Raw genomic sequence first — 16180 nt, forward strand, 5'->3', positions numbered from 1 at the left:
ACGCTGATCTCATTATGCCAGCGCCCCGGGGCCGCCCGGCTGATCTCGAGCGGTCGACCGAACGTGTCGCGCGGGGGTCAGCGTGGCCGCCGGTAGGGCTTCAGGTAGGCCGGCAGCGGGATGTCCGGGTCGAGGTCGTCGGCCGGCTCGGGAGATCCGGCGGTCATCGCCAGCGGCACTACTCCGGCCCAGTGCGGCAGGGTGAGGTCTTCGGGGTCGTCGGCCGGGCCGCCGGTGCGCACCTTGGCGGAGACCTCGACCATTTCCAGTGCCAGCACGGCGGTCATGGCCAACTCGCGGTCATTGGGCGGTCTGCTGTCGGCGGCACGGCCGGACACCGCATGGTCGGTCAGGGCTGCCAGCGCGTCGAGCTTTTCGTCGCGGTCGGTGACCAGATGGGCGGCGCCCAAGACGACCACCGAGCGGTACGCGAGCGAGTGATGCATTGCCGAGCGGGCCAGCACCAGGCCGTCGACCAGGGTGACGGTCACGCAGACCGGCAGGCCCTCCGGCGTTTTCGCGGCCGCCAGCATGGGCCCGCTGCCGCTGGAGCCGTGCAGGTACAGAACGTCGCCGCGGCGGGCGTGGGTGGTCGGCAGCACCACTGGGGAACCCGCGTTGAGGTAGCCGAGGTGACAGACCAGGCTCTCGTCCAGGATGCGATGCACGGTGGCCCGGTCATAGCGGGCCCGCTCCCGGTACCGGGTGGGGGTGGTGCGCGGCGTGGAGGAATAGTTCCCGGGCATCGCACTGCCTCTCACTATTGTAATAGTGCATACTGCATATTGTGGCCGTACAATATCCTATCGCCGGTGACGGCGCCGAGTCGATAGCCGCCAGCATCGAACAGGGCATCTCCGAGGGCGCCGTGCCACCCGGTGCCGTGCTCCCCCCGATCCGCGGCCTGGCCGCCCAGCTCTCGGTGAACCCCAACACCGTCGCCGCCGCCTACCGTCTGTTGCGCGACCGCGGGGCCGTCGAAACCGATGGGCGGCGCGGCACTCGGGTGCGCGACCGGCCGGCGACCACGCCACGCTCGCTGCGCGGGTTGACGATTCCGGCCGGTGTGCGCGACCTGTCCACCGGTAACCCGAACCCGGCGCTGCTGCCGATCGCCGCTGCTCGGCTCTCGGCGCCCGCCACTCCGGTGCTGTACGGACAGCCGCCCATCGCACCGGCGCTGGCCGACTACGCGCGGACCACGCTGGCCGCCGACGGGGTGGCGTCTGAACACCTTGCAGTGACATCAGGCGCCCTGGACGCGATCGAGCGGGTGCTTGCAGCGCACCTGCGCCCCGGTGACCGGGTCGCCGTCGAAGATCCCGGCTGGTCCAACCTGCTCGACCTGCTCGGCGCGCTGGGGCTGACTCCCGAACCGGTCGGCGTCGACGACGACGGCCCACTGGTCGCCGACCTGACTCGGGCACTGCGCCACCGAGTGCGGGCGGTGGTGGTGACCAGCCGCGCCCAAAACCCTACCGGCGCAGCACTTTCGAAACAGCGCGCCAACGCGTTACGCAGCCTGCTCGCCGAAACCGACAACGATGTGCTGCTCGTCGAAGATGATCACTGTGCCGGCATGGCCGGGGTCGCGCTGCATCCGCTGGCCGGGGTGGTGCGGCACTGGGCGTTCGTACGTTCGACGGCCAAGGCCTATGGCCCGGATCTACGGCTGGCAGTACTGGCCGGGGACCAGCGCACCGTCGAGCGGGTGCACGGTCGGCAGCGGCTCGGGCCGGGCTGGGTCAGCCACCTGCTGCAGGACCTCGCCGTGAGCATGTGGCGCGATACGGCGGCGACTCGACTGGTGGCCCACGCCGAATCCAGCTACACCGACCGGCGCACTCGACTGTGCGCGGCGCTGGCCGAGCACGGCATCGCCGCCGGTGGCCGCTCCGGACTCAACGTCTGGATACCGGTGGCCGACGAGACGGCGGCGATCACCCGGTTGCTCACCGCTGGCTACGCCGCCGCCCCGGGGAGCCGGTTCCGGATCGGTAGCTCACCGGGAATCCGCGTCACCATCGCCGATGTGGCGCGCACCGAGATCGAACCGCTGGCCGACGCCATAGCCGAGGCCGCAACCGGTACCGGACGCGCGAGCGTGTGACGGGGCTGTGCTATCCGGTCACCGCGAAGATGCCGTGCGCCCCGTTCTCGGCGTGCCGCATGTCGTGATCCATGAACGGGTAGTGGCCCGGTTCGGGGAAGCTCAGCTCGACGAAACCGCCTTGGGCGGGCGCCAGATCCAGGACTTGCGATCCTCCCGGCGGGTCCCCGTCCTCAGGAGGCCTCAGCAGCCAGGCGCCTTCCTTGTAGACGGTGTCGAACTGCGTCCCGACGATGTGGAACGCGATCGCGTCGCCCGGTCCGGCGTTGACCACCCAGACCCGTACCCGCTCACCGGTGCGCGCCGGCAGCGGGGCGTGCATGTACTGGGCCGCGGTGCCGTTGAACATCCAGCCGTCGGGCCGTCCGGCGCGAATCGCCGTGGTCTTGGCGTCGGCGTCCGGGGCACCGGCGTAAAGCTGCGCGCCGACCAGCGCGTACTCGCGGTCCACGGCCGGCAGTCCGGGCGGGTCGATGATCACCGCGCCGTACATGCCGTTGGCGATGTGCAGCGTCATCGGCGGCGTGCTGCAGTGATACAGCCAGGCACCGGCCCGGCGCGCGGTGAACCGGTAGACCAGCCGCTCCCCCGGCTCCAGGGTGCGCATCGGCTGGTCCGGTGCGAGCGCCCCGGCATGAAAGTCGATGCCGTGGCCCATCGACGCGTCGTTGATCAAAGTGATCTCGAAGACGTCCCCGACGCGGCCGTGCAGCGTGGGGGAAGGTTCGACACCGCCGAACGTCCAGCGGATCTCGCGTCGCCCTGGTGCGACCTCCAGCTCGCGGTCCACGGCGCGCAGTTCCACCCGGTGCAGGCGGCCTGGCGTGGCGGGTGCCAGCACCGCGTCATAGGGCGTCCAGCCCGGCGAGGGGTCGGCGGCCAGGTTCAGGGTGGCCGGCGTCGGCAGTCCCGGGTCCTGGCCGCCGCCCGGGTGTTCGTGCCGTGGCATGCCACCGACGGCGCGGATCGTCAACGTCATCCCCGCGGCGCGATGGCCTGCGATATCGCACCAGGCTTCCCGATCTTGGTTCACCACACCGAGATCCAGCACCGCGGACTGCCCCCGGCTCAACCGCGGCGTGTGCTCGCCGGTGTCGACCCGCACATCGTGTGGCAGTCCGTCGATGTTGGTGAGCCGCAGCACCAGGTGCGTTCCGGCCGGCACCTCGATGACGTCCGGGGAGAAGCGCATGTTCTTGGAGGTGACCTCGACGGTGCGGACCGGACCGGTGACGCCGGTGGCACCCGACGGCGCCGGGTTGCCCATCCCCAGTCCCAGCGCCAGCGCGACCCCGGCGGCTGCGGCCAGGGCGACCACGCCGGTCACCGCACCCGAGTGCGGCTTGATCTTGTCGACATCGATGGGCCCGCGCAGCGCCACCGGCAGCGCGAGCCGCAGGGCCATCAGCAGAAAACTGCCGACCGCAACCGCGGCCAGCACCCAGCCGATCACCGGCACCGGACCGCGCCAGGGCCCGGCGACCAGCGGCACGGCGACGTTGATCGCAGCCACCCGCACCAGCCAGCCCTGATCCAGATAGGCGATGACGGCCTTGCGGATCGGCGGCCCGTTGGCCACCAGAATCGGCAGCAGCTGGCTCAGCGCACCCAGCAGGATCTGGGCGACGAAGCCCACCGCCAGCAGCGGCAGCAGGGTGTGCTCCACGAACGCGGGCAACACTTCGACGGAGCGGGCCGCGAGCAGGGCGATCACCTCGATCACGACGGCCACTCCGAGCCAGCCGGCCGCGCCGACCAGCATCCAGGCCGCCGGACCGGTGAAGCTTCGTCCCGGCCACAGCCCGGCGATGGCCAGCCCGACGCCGAGGGCGTACCCCAGTAACCCGGCCGCCGCCAGCCACCAGCTGCCCGCGAGCAGGCCCACGGTGGCGACGGCCAAGGCTGCCGTCAGGGTCGGCAGCGCACGACGGGCCATCGCGAAGCTGCGGGGGGTGATCTTCTCCCGGATCGTGGTGGGCCACAAGGTGAACAGCGTGCCGATGACGGTCAGCCCGATCCAGCCGTAGAGCATCACGTGCACGTGGGTCGTCCACAACCGCGCATACCACCGGGCGACGCCGAAGGCCATGGCCGCGCCGGTCGCCGATCCGGCCAGCAGGGCCACGATGGCGGCCAGATAAAAGCCGACGAGGTAGTCGAAGCGCGCCGAGAGCGCGGACTTCTTCATGGCGATCAACTCGGCGCCGTGGGCGACCGCGACCACCGCCACGATGGCACCGCCGAGGCCGGTCAGCGACTCGGCGCTCCAGGCGACACCGGCCAGTGCCGCGATGACCCCGATATTGAGCAGTGCCAGCTTGACCACGAGATGCCAGTGCGGCGGGTCGGGAACCCGGCACAGCGTCGTGGTGAAGTGTCCCGACCAGATCACGATCGCGTTGGTGGCAGCGCCGAGCAGCAGCGCGTGCACCGGCAGCCAGATCGGGTGCGCAAGGGCGTTGTGCCCGATCAGCAGCGCCACCGAGACGGCCAGCCAGGCCAGCACCACGATGTTGGCGCCCAGGAACACCGGTCCGCGCGGCCCGCCGCGCCGGCGGATCTTGACGGCCGGCGGCTGGGAGGACGGCAGCCCCAACTGGATCATGATCGCCAGGCTACGGTGAGCGCGTCACCCGAGGTAAGGGACTTCGGTCGTTGGTGATCGGCCGACTTGGCGTCGGCCCGGTAAGTGTGAGCGGGGCGTTGGTGTGTGAAGGACCCGAGGTCGTGGAATTCTTGATCCAATAATGTGAAGTTAGGTAGATGGAAACGCTGCGCCGCTGATAGAACTCCAACAGCGCCTTGGCCTAGTTCGGAGATCCTTCTCTTGCCATCTCGGCGATCTCGTCAACTGACCTCGATATAAAATGGCTGAAGATAGTGGAATCCGTTTGCGATAGGATCGCCGATCCGATGGGCGACGTTATTTCGGTCCGCCATGGACTGGTGGCCGGCTTCGCGCTGACGTCGCTGCTGTAGCCCTGCTTGAATAGTTGCGGACCAGACAACGGCAAGCCCAGGACCATGCGCATGAAAGATCCCCATCTCCAGAGAAGATACTTCTCAACTAACGCGAAGTTGGACAACTGCGCAGTCTCGTCGTAGCGCGGAAGGTGAAAGGACTGCGCATCGGAGACAAAGCTGATTTCACAGTCGGGGCAGTCAGTCATGACGGACGCCGGTATGTGGGACAAGTCGTTCCATTCGACCCAGGTGCAGGACAATAACGAGAAATCGTGCATCAGTTTCGAACCACTTTCAGATAGCCTCCTTCGGGCGCCAAGTAGCTGCCACTCGGAGGCCCGAACCGTCTGAGTTCGGTTCCCGCGGCCAAGTTGGCATCCGGGACGACCGTGTCTGGTATCGCGTACGGCTTGCTGGGCAGGGTGTCGGTCACCGCACTCCCCTGACCACCCGGCGGCAAGTCCCCAACCGCAGAACCCCAAGGAAACTGGGCAGATCAGCGCTTACCGCCTGCCTACAGCACAATCAAGATCAATTCGGCGGCACCGACTCACCGACAAAACATCGGTGCATCGAGGCTTAGCCATCACCGACGAATCGGTCGCGGTAGTCGCCCAGGCGAGTAGCGATCTCGTCGGCATCCAGGCCCAGGTCGGCCGGGCGGTAGTCCACCGCGCCGTAGCGACCGCGCGGGTGGTCGAAACGGAACTGCGTCATCGCCTCTCGAGCCCGGGTATCGAGCGGCTGGCCCGCGAGCTCATAGATCGCGGCAACGGTGCCGTCCTCATCGGCCATGAAGTCGTCGAACCGCACGTCGATGGACTGGCCGGCAGGCAACACATCGCGGTCCCGGAGGCACCCGGTGAGCAGGTCGTCGGCCCGGTCGAGCCAGTAGCGCGAGATCTTGACCGGGTCGGGACGGTCACACCCCATCCGCATCGCGTAGCTGATCATGGTCGCCATCGACCGGGTCACCTCGACCGGGTCCCGGTGGGTGACAACGAAGATGGCGTCGGGGAAGGTGGCATACAGCGCCGGGAACTGTTCGAGATGCTGCGGCGATTTGAGCACCCAGCGGGTCCCGCCGCGCAGCCATTGCAGCGCCTGCAAGGTGCGTTTCAAATAGGCGTACGACGCTATTTGGTCATGCGTCTTGTAATGCCGCGCGAATGCCGGTAGGTAGTAGCTACATTCGAAGAGCATCCCGGAGATGTCGTTGGCCAGCAGCTGGATCTCTTCGTGCGCGTGGTCGACGGTCATGTCGTGCATGCGCTTGAACTCGGGCATCGAGGTGTTGATCAGATCCAGGCCGACGGCGCAGCGGTCCCGCCGGGCTTGCGGATCGGGCTCGCCCGGGGTGGCGACCGGCTCCAGGCTCTCCCAGTAGGGCAGATAACGCAGCGCCGGGTCGGCGGCGATCAAATTGTGCAGGTGGGTGGTTCCGGTGCGAGGCAGGCCGCAGATGATGATGGGGCGCTCGATCGGGACACTTTCGATCTCGGGGTTCGCCGCGATCAGGTGCTCCAGCCGCAGCCGGTTGACCAGGTGGCCGGTCAGTTGCTCGAACGCCATCGCCCGCCCGACCCCGGACAGGTCGGCGTCATCGGCCAGCGACGCGCACAGCACGTCGAGGCGTTCCCGAAAGCCGTTGTCGCCCCAGTCATCCAATCCTGTTCGCTCGGTTGCGGCCTGCAGCATCGCCTCTGGCGTCAGCTGCAGCGCGGCGCCGTAACCGGCCAGTCCGTCACGCATCGGCGCGGCGGCGTCCGGGAAAACCGGGGCGGCCAGGTCCTCGAGTCGGATGGGCGCTGGCCTGGTGGCGCTCACGAGGCCAGCTCTGCGACGTCGACGACCCGGCAGCTCAGCGGCTCCGGGGTTTTCTCCGGCAGAAACCAGCGCAACCAGATCAGGCCCTTCGACCGGCCGGCGGTGGACACCCAGTTCGGATGCCCGGGATCGGTGTCGCTGATGACGATCTGCCAGGACCCGTCGGGGGCGTAGGTGACGTGCGCGCCGTTGATCGTGACCCGCTCGCGGGTGTAGTCGTAGGTGTGCAGGAACGGATTCCACAGGCACAGGTTCCAGAACACACACTCCGGTGAGGTGCCTTCGATGACCAGCGCCTGGCCCGGTTGCAGTTCGTAAGCCCCCATCGAATAGGCGGCGTCGCCGGCAGCCCAGCCCACGGTGCGACTCGGCACCGGGTAGGGCTCTTGCAGCACGTTGGCCGGCAGCCGCACCGGCGCCATGGCGGCTTGCTCACGAATCCAGGTCCGTGCCGCGCGCATCCGCCGGCTCAGATCAGCCCGGCTGTCGTGGCGCCGCGGCGTGTCATCAAGCGCCTCGATCTTCCACTGGACCCGCCGGTCGGTTCCGGGGTCGGTGAAATAGTCGCGGGTCAGGATGAACACGGCGTCGGGCTCCAGCTTGAGCCGATGTCCTTGCTGTTCCCGGGCGCTGATGACGAACTCGAAGTTACCGTCGACATCACAGCCCAGGTCACGATCGTTGATCGTGTCGATAATGCGGTCGCTATAGCGGCCGTCATCGGGGCCGCCGTAGACGGTCATGGACAGATAGACCGCGTCGCCGCGGTTGCCGGTCACCCGGTAGCTGCGGCTCGGGTCGATCGGCGCCAGCTGGTAAAAGGCATCCGAATTATCGCCGCCCCACTTGAGATACGGCCCGATCACGTCGACCAGGATCGGCTTGTCCGCATCGCCCCAGATGTAGGCCTCGGCGGCAACGCGCAGCAGGCTCAACGCCCATCGGTAGCCGTCGAGAATGTCGGCTTCCTCCAGGGGCGGGTCGGCGTCCAGCAGGCGCTGCTCGACGGCGCGGACCTCGTCGAGCAACTCGCCGAATGCGTCCGACAACTCGTCACTCATCTGGGTTCTCCTTCTGTCGAATTCCCTGTAGCAGCAAGGCGCACAGCCGCTCGGCGGCGGCGTCGACGGTGTCGGTGGCCAAGACTTGGGCAATGTAAAAACTGGTGCCCACCAGCGCGTCATACGCGATCTCGATATCGACGCCCGCGTCGACAACACCTTGGTCGATGCCGGCGCGGACCAGCGCGGCGAACGCGGTGCGGGTGGTCTCGTCGAGCAGCTCTTGGGTGCGGATGAATAGTTCCGGGTCGCGGTGCCGATCGGCCAAAATGCCCAGCGCCGCGGCGGCCACCTCGGGTGCGCGCCAGAACTCGAACACGCCAGCTACGAAGTGCCGCAGGTCGGCTTCGAAGTCGCCGGAGCCGGCCAGCACGTCGCCGACCTCGGCGGCACCGAAAACCGCGTCGAACACCAGATGCGTCTTCGACGGCCAGCGCCGGTAGACAGTCGGGCGGCTGACGTCCGCCTCGCGGGCGATCGCCTCGATGGAGACCTGGTCGTAGCCGTCGCGGGCGAGCAGCCGGCGGGCAGCGTCGGCGATGGCCTGCTCGGTGCGGGGATCGCGCGGACGTCCGCGACCGGCCGGGGCCTGGTCCTGACTCACTGCGACATCCGCCGTCGGCGACTCACGCCTAAATAGTTACATTACGTAACGTAATTTTTCAACGGTGGTGGGAGCTGCCCTGACTACGTAGTTCCGAAGGCATAGCGGTGGTACTGCGACATGTTCGCCACCGCCGGAATCAGCGACATCGCCTTGCCCAGCGCCCGGTAGCGGCGGGGAAGCTTCCCGTAGGTGTCCGCCTCGAACCAGCGCACCCATTCCAACAGCCGCGTGCCCGGGACCGCGGTCAGGATCTCGCGGGGCTCGTTGATCCCCCACTGCAGCGTCGCCCCGGAGCGGCGTACCACGGCGTTGGCCCACTGGGTCTTGATGCCCAACCGGTTGAAGGCATCGAACTGCAACTCCCCGCTCGGAGCGTGCTCGACCACTCGGCGCAGCAACGCCACGCCGTCGGATTCGCTGAGATACATGGTCAGGCCTTCGCCGAGCATCAATGTCGGTCGGTCGGTGGGGATTTCGGCGAACCACGCCGGATCGGTGACCGACGCCGCCACCACATGGTTGTGGTCCCGCTCGGGAAGCAGTTGCCGGCGCAGCTCGGCCACGTCCGGATAGTCGATGTCATACCAGTCGACTCCGTCGCCGGGTTGCAGCCGGAAGTATCGGGCGTCGAGCCCGCAGCCCACGTGCAGGACAACGGCGTCGGGGTTGGCCGCCACGAATCGGCGCGCCCACGTGTCGAAGTGCGCCGAACGGGTGGTCACCGACGGCGAACGTGCCGGAGTGATCGTGGTTCTGCGCCAGTCGTAGTCGATGCGCGCGACCGCTTCTTTGGCGTAGCGATCCCCCAGGATCGGTTCGGGAAGGTCGGCATCCAGCGCCTTGGCGTACAGCGTCGCGAGCATGGTCTGCGGGGCCCCGCGCAGGTCCACCCGTGCCTTGTCCGAGGTCATGAACTTCAAGGCTAGCGGCGCTACCGGCCGGGCGGAGCGAACTGAACACCGCGCGGTGTGGCGTTCAGTCAGTCGCTACCCACTGCCGTTCAACGGCTTTGACCAGTGCCGTCAGCGTCGCATTGACCGGGGTATGCTCGCCGACCTGCGTGGCCCGGCGCAGCACCGCACCGTTGATCACGTCGATTTCGCTGACCCGGCGGGCCTGGTGGTCCAGCAGCGCGGACGGCTTGGCATCCGGCATCTGTGCCCCGAAGGCCTGCACATGCGCGACCGGATCAGGCACGGCGATGCCGATCCCGGCGGCGCGGGCCACCGTCCAGGCTTCGGTGGCCGCGGCACGGCTCACCGCCCCCACGTCGGCGTCATCCATAACCTGCCCCACCGTCATGCCGGTCAGCGCGCACGGCGCGCTGTAGGCGACGTTGCAGATCAGCTTCTCCCACTGCATGGCGGCGATGTCGGCGACCGCGGCCGCGTCGAATCCGGCGTCGGCCCACACTCGAGCGATCTGATCGACAATCGAAAAAGGCAGTGCCGCATAGGCGCCGAACCGGACGGCGCGCATCGCGTTGTGGTGCACATGCCCCGGCGCAGGGCGCGAGGCCCCGAAACCACTGGCGATACCCACCGCTACCCGCTCGGCTCCGACGATGCCGGCGACGGTGTCGGCCGATCCCAAGCCGTTCTGGATCGTCAGCACCGGCGTGCTCTCGGCGAGCAGCGGCAGCGCCTGGGCAGCCCCGGCGCCGACATCGGCGGCTTTGACCGCCAGCACCACCAGGTCCATCGGCTCGGTCGGCGCCAAGGTGGCGGCCCGCATGGTCACCAGCTGGTCGGGGTGCGGCCCGCTGATCCGCAGGCCGTCGGCATTGATGGCGTAGACATGCTCGGCGGATCGGTCAATGGCCAGTACGTCGTTTCCGGCCGCCGCCAGCCTGCCGGCGTAAATCGAACCCATGGCACCGCATCCGATGACCGCGATCTTCATCTGCTCATCCCACCAGGTCGGCGATCGCCGCGGCCAGCTCGGGCTTCTCCTCCAGCCCAAAGCCCGCGGCGTCGGTGGGCGTGATGGTGCCGCCGGCCAGCGCGCACCCCGGCGAGTAGCCGCCGAAAGGCGCGAACACTCCGGGGTAGGACTCGCAGCCCCCCAAGCCCAGGCCCGCCGCGATGTGCAGGTTGATCAGGTGGCCGCCGTGCGGGAAGGCGCAGCCGCGGTCGAAGCCGTGCGTCTCGAGCACCTCGAGCATGCGCGCGTACTCGGTCAACCCGTAACTCAAACCGGCATCCATCTGGAAGATGTCGCGGCCCGGGCGCATACCGCCATAGCGCACCAGGTTGGTCACATCAGGCGCCGAGAACAGGTTCTCGCCGGTGGCGATCGCCCCGGGATAATCGGCGATCAGCGCCGCGTTCAGCGCGAAATCCAGTGGATCACCGGGTTCCTCGTACCAGCGCAGGCCGTAGTGGCTCAGCTCCTGCGCCCAGTCGCCGGCCGCCGCGGCGTCGAACCGGCCGTTGGCGTCGACGGCAACCCGCGCGCCGGCGCCCACCTCGTCGATCACCGCTTCGATGCGGTCCAGATCCTGGCGCATCGAGGCGCCGCCGATCTTCATCTTGACCGCTTGGTAGCCCGCGTCGAGATAGCCGGCCATCTCGGCGCGGAGCCGATCCAGCCCGTCTCCGGGGTAGTAGTAACCGCCGGCGGCGTAGACCGCAACCGCGGCGACAGCCTCTTTTCCGCCCAAGTCCCGGCCGAAGCGCCGGGCGATGGTGCGATAGGCGGGTTCGTCGGCGAGTTTGGCGTTGAGGTCCCAGCACGCCAGTTCCAGCGCTGCCGCCGCACCGGCCCGATCGCCGTGGCCGCCGGGTTTTTCGTCGGTGAGCGCCGCGCCCAGCACCCGCGCCGGATCGATGCGGCCGGTGGCATCGAGCAGCGATTCGGGGTCGGCGCGCAGAACCCGCGGGATCATCCGGTCGGCCAGGATGCCGCCTTGGGCGAACCGGCCGATCGAGTTGAACGCGATGCCGGTCACCGGTTTTCCGCTCCGGATCCGGTCGGTGACGACGGCGACCAGCGACACCGTGTGCCGGGAGAAGTCCACCAGCGCGTTGGCGATCTCACCGCGAAGCGGTACCGAGGTTTCGACGATCCGGGTGATGCGCATGCGTCGTGACTCCTCGGGGCTAGGGGTTAATCCGCTCGCCGCAGGATAGCTTCGGCGTGCCGCAGCACCGGGGAGTCGACCATCTGCCCTTCGAACGCGAACACCCCGCGCTCGTTTTGCGCTGCGGCGAGCACCCTTCGCGCCCAATCGACTTTCTCGGCCTCTGGGCGGTAGGCGTCGCGCACCACCGCTACCTGGGTGGGGTGGATGCACACCGTTGCGGCGAATCCGACCGCGGCGCCGTCGATCGCTTCGGCCTTCAGCCCGTCGAGGTCACCGATGTTGAGGTAGACGGCGTCGAGCGCCGCGCGGCCGAACGCCGATGCCGCCAGTAACACCGTCGAGCGTGCGTGCCGGGCGAAGTCCCGGTAGGTGCCGTCCGGGTGCCGGCTGGAGCCCCCGCCCATGGCCGCGACCAGATCCTCGGCGCCCCACATCATCGCCGCGCAGCCCTCGGTGGCGGCGATCTCGGTAGAAAACACCACACCGCGCGGAGTTTCCAGCAGCGCGACCACCTGCCGGGGCGCCAGCGCGGTCACCTGGTCGGCCGACTCGGTCTTGGCCAGCATCACCGTCGTGTAGGCGGTGTCCGCCAGCGCCTCCAGGTCGCGGGCCTGATCCTCGGTGCCGGCCGGGTTGACCCGCACCACGGTCCGCTGCGGGTCAAGGGGATTGTCCCGCAACGCCTCCCGCGCCGCCGGGCGGTCGGCGGCGGCCACCCCGTCCTCCAGGTCGAGGATCACCACGTCGGCCGCCGCGGCGGCCTTGGCGAAGCGTTCCGGCCGGTCTGCGGGACAGAACAGCCAGGCCGGGCCGGCGGTGTGCAGGTTCATGCCGACTCCCCTGCCGGCCGTTTGCGCACCAGGGTGGTACGCACCGCGCGCGCCACCACGTCGCCGTGCTGGTTGCGGCCGACGTGCTCGAGGGTCACGATGCCTTCCCCGGGACGGCTCTTGGATTCGCGCTTGTCGGTGCAGACCGTCTCGGCGTAGAGGGTGTCGCCGTGAAAGACCGGCTTGGGAAACGACACCTCCGAGAAACCCAGGTTGGCCACGATGGTGCCCAGCGTCAGTTGTGCCACCGACAGGCCGACCACGGTGGAGAGGGTGAACATCGAATTCACCAGGCGCTCACCGCGAAAGCCCGGCTGCTCCGCCGCCCAGGCCGCATCGAGGTGCAGCGACTGGGTGTTCATGGTCAGCGTGGTGAACAGTACGTTGTCGGCCTCGGTGACGGTGCGACCGGGCCGGTGGGCGTAGGTGGTCCCGATTTCGTACTCCTCGAACCACAGGCCGCGCTGCTCGACGGTTTTGCGTTCGTCACTCATCAGCCCATCCCCAGCGATCGTGCGATCAGCATCAGCTGCACCTCGGTAGTGCCCTCACCGATCTCCAAAATCTTGCTGTCGCGGTAATGCCGGGCCACCGGGTATTCGTTGATGAAGCCGTAGCCGCCGTGAATCTGGGTGGCGTCGCGGGCGTTGTCCATCGCCGCCTCCGAGGAGATCATCTTGGCGATCGCCGCTTCCTTCTTGAACGGCTTGCCGGCCAGCATCTTCGCCACGGCGTCGTAGTAGGCGGTGCGGGCGACGTGGGCGCGGGCCTCCATCCGGGCGATCTTGAAGCTGATCGCCTGATAGGAGCCGATCGTCTGGCCGAACGCCTCACGTTCGCCGGCGTACTTGACGCTTTCGTCGACGCAGCCTTGGGCCACGCCGGTGGCCACCGCGGCGATCGCGATGCGGCCCTCGTCCAGGATCGACAGGAAGTTGGCGTAACCCCGGCCTTCTTCTCCGAGCAGGTTCCCCTGCGGAACGCGGGCGTCGGTGAAGGTGAGCGGGTGGGTGTCCGAGGCGTTCCAGCCCACCTTGTTGTAGGCCGGCTCCACGGTGAAACCCGGTGTGCCGGAAGGGACGATGATCGTGGAGATCTCTTTCTTGCCGTCGGGCCGGGTGCCGGTGACGGCGGTGACGGTCACCAGCGAGGTGATGTCGGTGCCGGAGTTGGTGATGAACTGCTTGGTGCCGTTGATGACCCAGTCACCGCCGTCTCGCCGGGCGGTGGTGCGGGTGCCGCCGGCATCCGATCCCGCGCCGGGCTCGGTCAGGCCGAAGCCGGCCAGCGCACGGCCGGCAACCAGATCCGGCAGCCAGGTCTGCTTCTGTTCTTCGGTGCCGAACCGGTAGATCGGCATCGCGCCGAGGCCCACCCCGGCCTCCAGGGTCATCGCCACCGACTGGTCGACCTTGCCGAGCTCCTCCAGCGCCAGTGTCAGCGCGAAGAAGTCGCCGCCCATACCGCCGTACTCTTCGGGGAACGGCAGCCCGAACAACCCCATCTCGCCCATCTTGGCGATCACTTCGTAGGGGAAGCTGTGCTCTTCGTCGTGCTTAGCAGACACCGGAGCCACCACGGTGCGAGCGAACTCCGCGACCGTGTCGCGCAGGTCCTGGTATTCCTTCGGCAGCACTCCTGCCGTGATCGTCGTCATTACGCTTCTTCCTCACTCGACTCGGGAATCAGCCGGGCCAGTACCTGGTCCACAGTCACCTGATCGCCCACCGAAACCAATACCTCCACCCGCCCGCTGATCGGCGCGCTCAGGCTGTGCTCCATCTTCATCGCCTCGACCACGACAACCGGATCGCCTTCCGCCACAGGCGAATCCGAGGCGACATTGACGGCGATCACGCTGCCCGGCATCGGGCTGAGGATCTCCGCGCTGCGCGGGCCACCGCCGCGATGCACCCGGACCACCTCGGCTTCCCGCAGGTGCCAGGTGCCGCGATCATCGGCGATCCACAGCTGGCCGCCGTCCTCGGCGAACGCATAGCAGCGCCGCCGCCCGGCCAGCGTGACCACCATCCGGCCGTCCTCGACGTCGATGCTTCCGCTGTGGATCTCGCCGTCGCCGACCTGTACCCGGGCATCCGCCGGGAGCCCCCACACCGACACCGTCTCCGAGCGCAGCGGGGTGCGCATCTCGGTGCGCACCGGCGCCGGTGCGCCGATCCGCCAGCCGCTCGGGGATCCCCACAGGTCGCGCTCGCCTTGTCCAAGTTCCCATTGGCGGTAGAGCCCGCCGGCGGCCAGGACGTCGTCGGGTGCGGGTGCCGGGGCGAAGTCGGCCGATCTGATGTCGAGCAGTTCGGTGTCCAGGTCGCCGGCCACCACCCGCGCATCGGCCAGCAGGAACCGCAGGAATTCAACGTTGGTCTGCACCCCGAACACCGCCGTGCCGGCCAGTGCCGCGTCGAGTCGCGCCAGCGCCTGCGCCCGGTCGGCACCGTGGGCGATCACCTTCGACAGCATCGGGTCGTAGTCGCTGCCCACCACGGTGCCCGCCTGCAGCGACGAGTCCACCCGCACGCCCGGGCCCGGTCCATGCGGCGGTCCCAGCTTCGTCTCTCCTCCGTCGAGCCCCGCTGAACCGCCGTCTGCCTCGTGCACCGCCAGCACCCGTCCGCCGGTGGGCAGGAAGCCGCGGGCCGGGTCTTCGGCGTAGACCCGGGCCTCGATCGCGTGCCCGGTCAAGGTGATCTCGTCCTGGGCGAACGGCAGCTTCTCTCCGGCGGCCACCCGCAGCTGCCACTCGACGAGGTCCAGCCCGGTGACCGCCTCGGTGACCGGATGCTCCACCTGCAGGCGGGTGTTCATCTCCATGAAGAAGAACTCATCGGGGCGATCGGCGGAGACGATGAACTCCACGGTGCCGGCGCCGACGTAGTCGACGCTGCGGGCGGTGTTACAGGCCGCCGCCCCGATCCTGGCCCGGGTGACGGCGTCCAGCAGCGGCGACGGCGCCTCTTCGATCACCTTCTGGTGGCGGCGCTGCAGGCTGCATTCCCGTTCGCCGAGATGCACCACATTGCCCTGGGTGTCGGCGAGCACCTGCACCTCGATGTGGCGGGGCCGCAACACGAATCGTTCCAGGAACAGGGTGTCGTCGCCGAATGCCGACGCCGCCTCACGCCGCGCGGTCACCAGCGCCGCGCGCAGCTGCGCGGGTTCTTCAACCAGGTGCATGCCCTTGCCGCCGCCACCGGCCGAGGGCTTGATCAGCACCGGGTAGCCGATATCGGTGGCCGCGGCCACCAGTTCGTCATCGGTCAGGCTCGGCTTGGCCAACCCGGGGACCACCGGTACCTCAAAGGCGGCGACGGTGTTCTTGGCGGAGATCTTGTCGCCCATCACCTCGATCGCGCGCGCCGGCGGCCCGATGAACACCACCCCGGCCCGCTCGCAGGCCGCCGCAAATCCGGCGTTCTCGGAGAGGAATCCGTAGCCGGGGTGAATCGCCTGCGCGCCGGTGGCCGCGGCCGCCTCGAGCACCTTGGGAATCGACAGATAGCTGTCCAGCACGGGCGCCGGTCCCAGCCGCACCGCGGTGTCCGCTTCGCGCACATGCCGCGCGCCGGCGTCGGCGTCGCTGTAGACGGCCACCGACCGAATTCCCATCCGGCGCAGGGTGCGAATCACCCGCACCGCGATCTCACCGCGATTGGCTATCAAAACGGATTCAAACATCGC

14 protein-coding genes are annotated in these 16180 nt (G+C 68.5%); 1 reads left to right on the forward strand and 13 read right to left on the reverse strand.

All coding sequences use genetic code 11. The features are described from left to right. Positions 1–77: 77 nt before the first annotated feature. Positions 78–746, reverse strand: coding sequence for a pyridoxamine 5'-phosphate oxidase family protein (locus tag A5771_RS01215; RefSeq protein WP_064853376.1), 669 nt, complete (start codon positions 744–746; stop codon positions 78–80). Between the two features lie 41 nt (positions 747–787). On the opposite strand from A5771_RS01215, the gene A5771_RS01220 reads away from it, so the two are divergent. Next, on the forward strand, positions 788–2110 hold the full coding sequence (locus A5771_RS01220; RefSeq protein WP_064853377.1) for an aminotransferase class I/II-fold pyridoxal phosphate-dependent enzyme: 1323 nt from the start codon (positions 788–790) through the stop codon (positions 2108–2110). Between the two features lie 10 nt (positions 2111–2120). Here the strand turns inward: A5771_RS01220 and A5771_RS01225 are convergent, their stop codons facing one another. The 12 genes from A5771_RS01225 to A5771_RS01280 form a co-directional block, all read right to left on the reverse strand. Then, positions 2121–4715, reverse strand: coding sequence for a multicopper oxidase domain-containing protein (locus tag A5771_RS01225; protein WP_082946987.1), 2595 nt, complete (start codon positions 4713–4715; stop codon positions 2121–2123). A 202-nt stretch (positions 4716–4917) separates the two neighbouring features. After that, positions 4918–5352, reverse strand: coding sequence for a hypothetical protein (locus A5771_RS01230; RefSeq protein WP_064853378.1), 435 nt, complete (start codon positions 5350–5352; stop codon positions 4918–4920). Between the two features lie 301 nt (positions 5353–5653). After that, a complete protein-coding gene (locus A5771_RS01235) occupies positions 5654–6901 on the reverse strand; it encodes a sulfotransferase family protein (protein WP_064853379.1) in 1248 nt (415 codons plus the stop codon). After that, positions 6898–7962: a DUF1214 domain-containing protein gene (locus A5771_RS01240; RefSeq protein WP_064853380.1), complete on the reverse strand. Its 1065-nt coding sequence runs from the start codon at positions 7960–7962 to the stop codon at positions 6898–6900. The genes A5771_RS01235 and A5771_RS01240 overlap by 4 nt, the downstream gene beginning before the upstream one ends. Then, on the reverse strand, positions 7955–8566 hold the full coding sequence (locus tag A5771_RS01245; protein ID WP_064853381.1) for a TetR/AcrR family transcriptional regulator: 612 nt from the start codon (positions 8564–8566) through the stop codon (positions 7955–7957). The genes A5771_RS01240 and A5771_RS01245 overlap by 8 nt, the downstream gene beginning before the upstream one ends. An 83-nt stretch (positions 8567–8649) precedes the next feature. After that, a complete protein-coding gene (locus A5771_RS01250) occupies positions 8650–9480 on the reverse strand; it encodes a class I SAM-dependent methyltransferase (protein WP_064853436.1) in 831 nt (276 codons plus the stop codon). A gap of 64 nt (positions 9481–9544) precedes the next feature. Next, positions 9545–10471, reverse strand: a complete 927-nt coding sequence (locus tag A5771_RS01255; protein ID WP_064853382.1) for a ketopantoate reductase family protein — start codon at positions 10469–10471, stop codon at positions 9545–9547. Positions 10472–10475: 4 nt separating this feature from the next. Further along, entirely contained in the window at positions 10476–11651 is a 1176-nt protein-coding gene (locus A5771_RS01260; RefSeq protein WP_064853383.1) for an enolase C-terminal domain-like protein, read from the reverse strand. 26 nt (positions 11652–11677) lie between these two features. Beyond that, positions 11678–12484: an HpcH/HpaI aldolase/citrate lyase family protein gene (locus tag A5771_RS01265; protein ID WP_064853384.1), complete on the reverse strand. Its 807-nt coding sequence runs from the start codon at positions 12482–12484 to the stop codon at positions 11678–11680. Next, positions 12481–12978, reverse strand: a complete 498-nt coding sequence (locus A5771_RS01270) for a MaoC family dehydratase (RefSeq protein WP_064853385.1) — start codon at positions 12976–12978, stop codon at positions 12481–12483. Before A5771_RS01270 ends, A5771_RS01265 begins: the two co-directional genes overlap by 4 nt. Beyond that, positions 12978–14141, reverse strand: coding sequence for an acyl-CoA dehydrogenase family protein (locus tag A5771_RS01275; protein ID WP_064853386.1), 1164 nt, complete (start codon positions 14139–14141; stop codon positions 12978–12980). The genes A5771_RS01270 and A5771_RS01275 overlap by 1 nt, the downstream gene beginning before the upstream one ends. Then, positions 14141–16177, reverse strand: a complete 2037-nt coding sequence (locus A5771_RS01280; RefSeq protein ID WP_064853437.1) for an acetyl/propionyl/methylcrotonyl-CoA carboxylase subunit alpha — start codon at positions 16175–16177, stop codon at positions 14141–14143. The genes A5771_RS01275 and A5771_RS01280 overlap by 1 nt, the downstream gene beginning before the upstream one ends. Between the last annotated feature and the right edge of the window lie 3 nt (positions 16178–16180).

Origin of the sequence: Mycolicibacter sinensis (assembly GCF_001667375.1) — a bacterium.
In the GTDB taxonomy this organism is placed as follows: domain Bacteria; phylum Actinomycetota; class Actinomycetes; order Mycobacteriales; family Mycobacteriaceae; genus Mycobacterium; species Mycobacterium sinense_A.

Excerpts from the sequence above, each read along its gene's own strand:
- A5771_RS01215 (WP_064853376.1), bottom strand. The coding sequence starts at position 746 with ATGCCCGGGAACTATTCCTCCACGCCGCGCACCACCCCCACCCGGTAC.
- A5771_RS01225 (WP_082946987.1), bottom strand. The coding sequence starts at position 4,715 with ATGATCCAGTTGGGGCTGCCGTCCTCCCAGCCGCCGGCCGTCAAGATC.
- A5771_RS01230 (WP_064853378.1), bottom strand. The coding sequence starts at position 5,352 with ATGCACGATTTCTCGTTATTGTCCTGCACCTGGGTCGAATGGAACGAC.
- A5771_RS01240 (WP_064853380.1), bottom strand. The coding sequence starts at position 7,962 with ATGAGTGACGAGTTGTCGGACGCATTCGGCGAGTTGCTCGACGAGGTC.
- A5771_RS01250 (WP_064853436.1), bottom strand. The coding sequence starts at position 9,480 with ATGACCTCGGACAAGGCACGGGTGGACCTGCGCGGGGCCCCGCAGACC.
- A5771_RS01255 (WP_064853382.1), bottom strand. The coding sequence starts at position 10,471 with ATGAAGATCGCGGTCATCGGATGCGGTGCCATGGGTTCGATTTACGCC.
- A5771_RS01260 (WP_064853383.1), bottom strand. The coding sequence starts at position 11,651 with ATGCGCATCACCCGGATCGTCGAAACCTCGGTACCGCTTCGCGGTGAG.
- A5771_RS01265 (WP_064853384.1), bottom strand. The coding sequence starts at position 12,484 with ATGAACCTGCACACCGCCGGCCCGGCCTGGCTGTTCTGTCCCGCAGAC.
- A5771_RS01270 (WP_064853385.1), bottom strand. The coding sequence starts at position 12,978 with ATGAGTGACGAACGCAAAACCGTCGAGCAGCGCGGCCTGTGGTTCGAG.
- A5771_RS01275 (WP_064853386.1), bottom strand. The coding sequence starts at position 14,141 with ATGACGACGATCACGGCAGGAGTGCTGCCGAAGGAATACCAGGACCTG.
- A5771_RS01280 (WP_064853437.1), bottom strand. The coding sequence starts at position 16,177 with ATGTTTGAATCCGTTTTGATAGCCAATCGCGGTGAGATCGCGGTGCGG.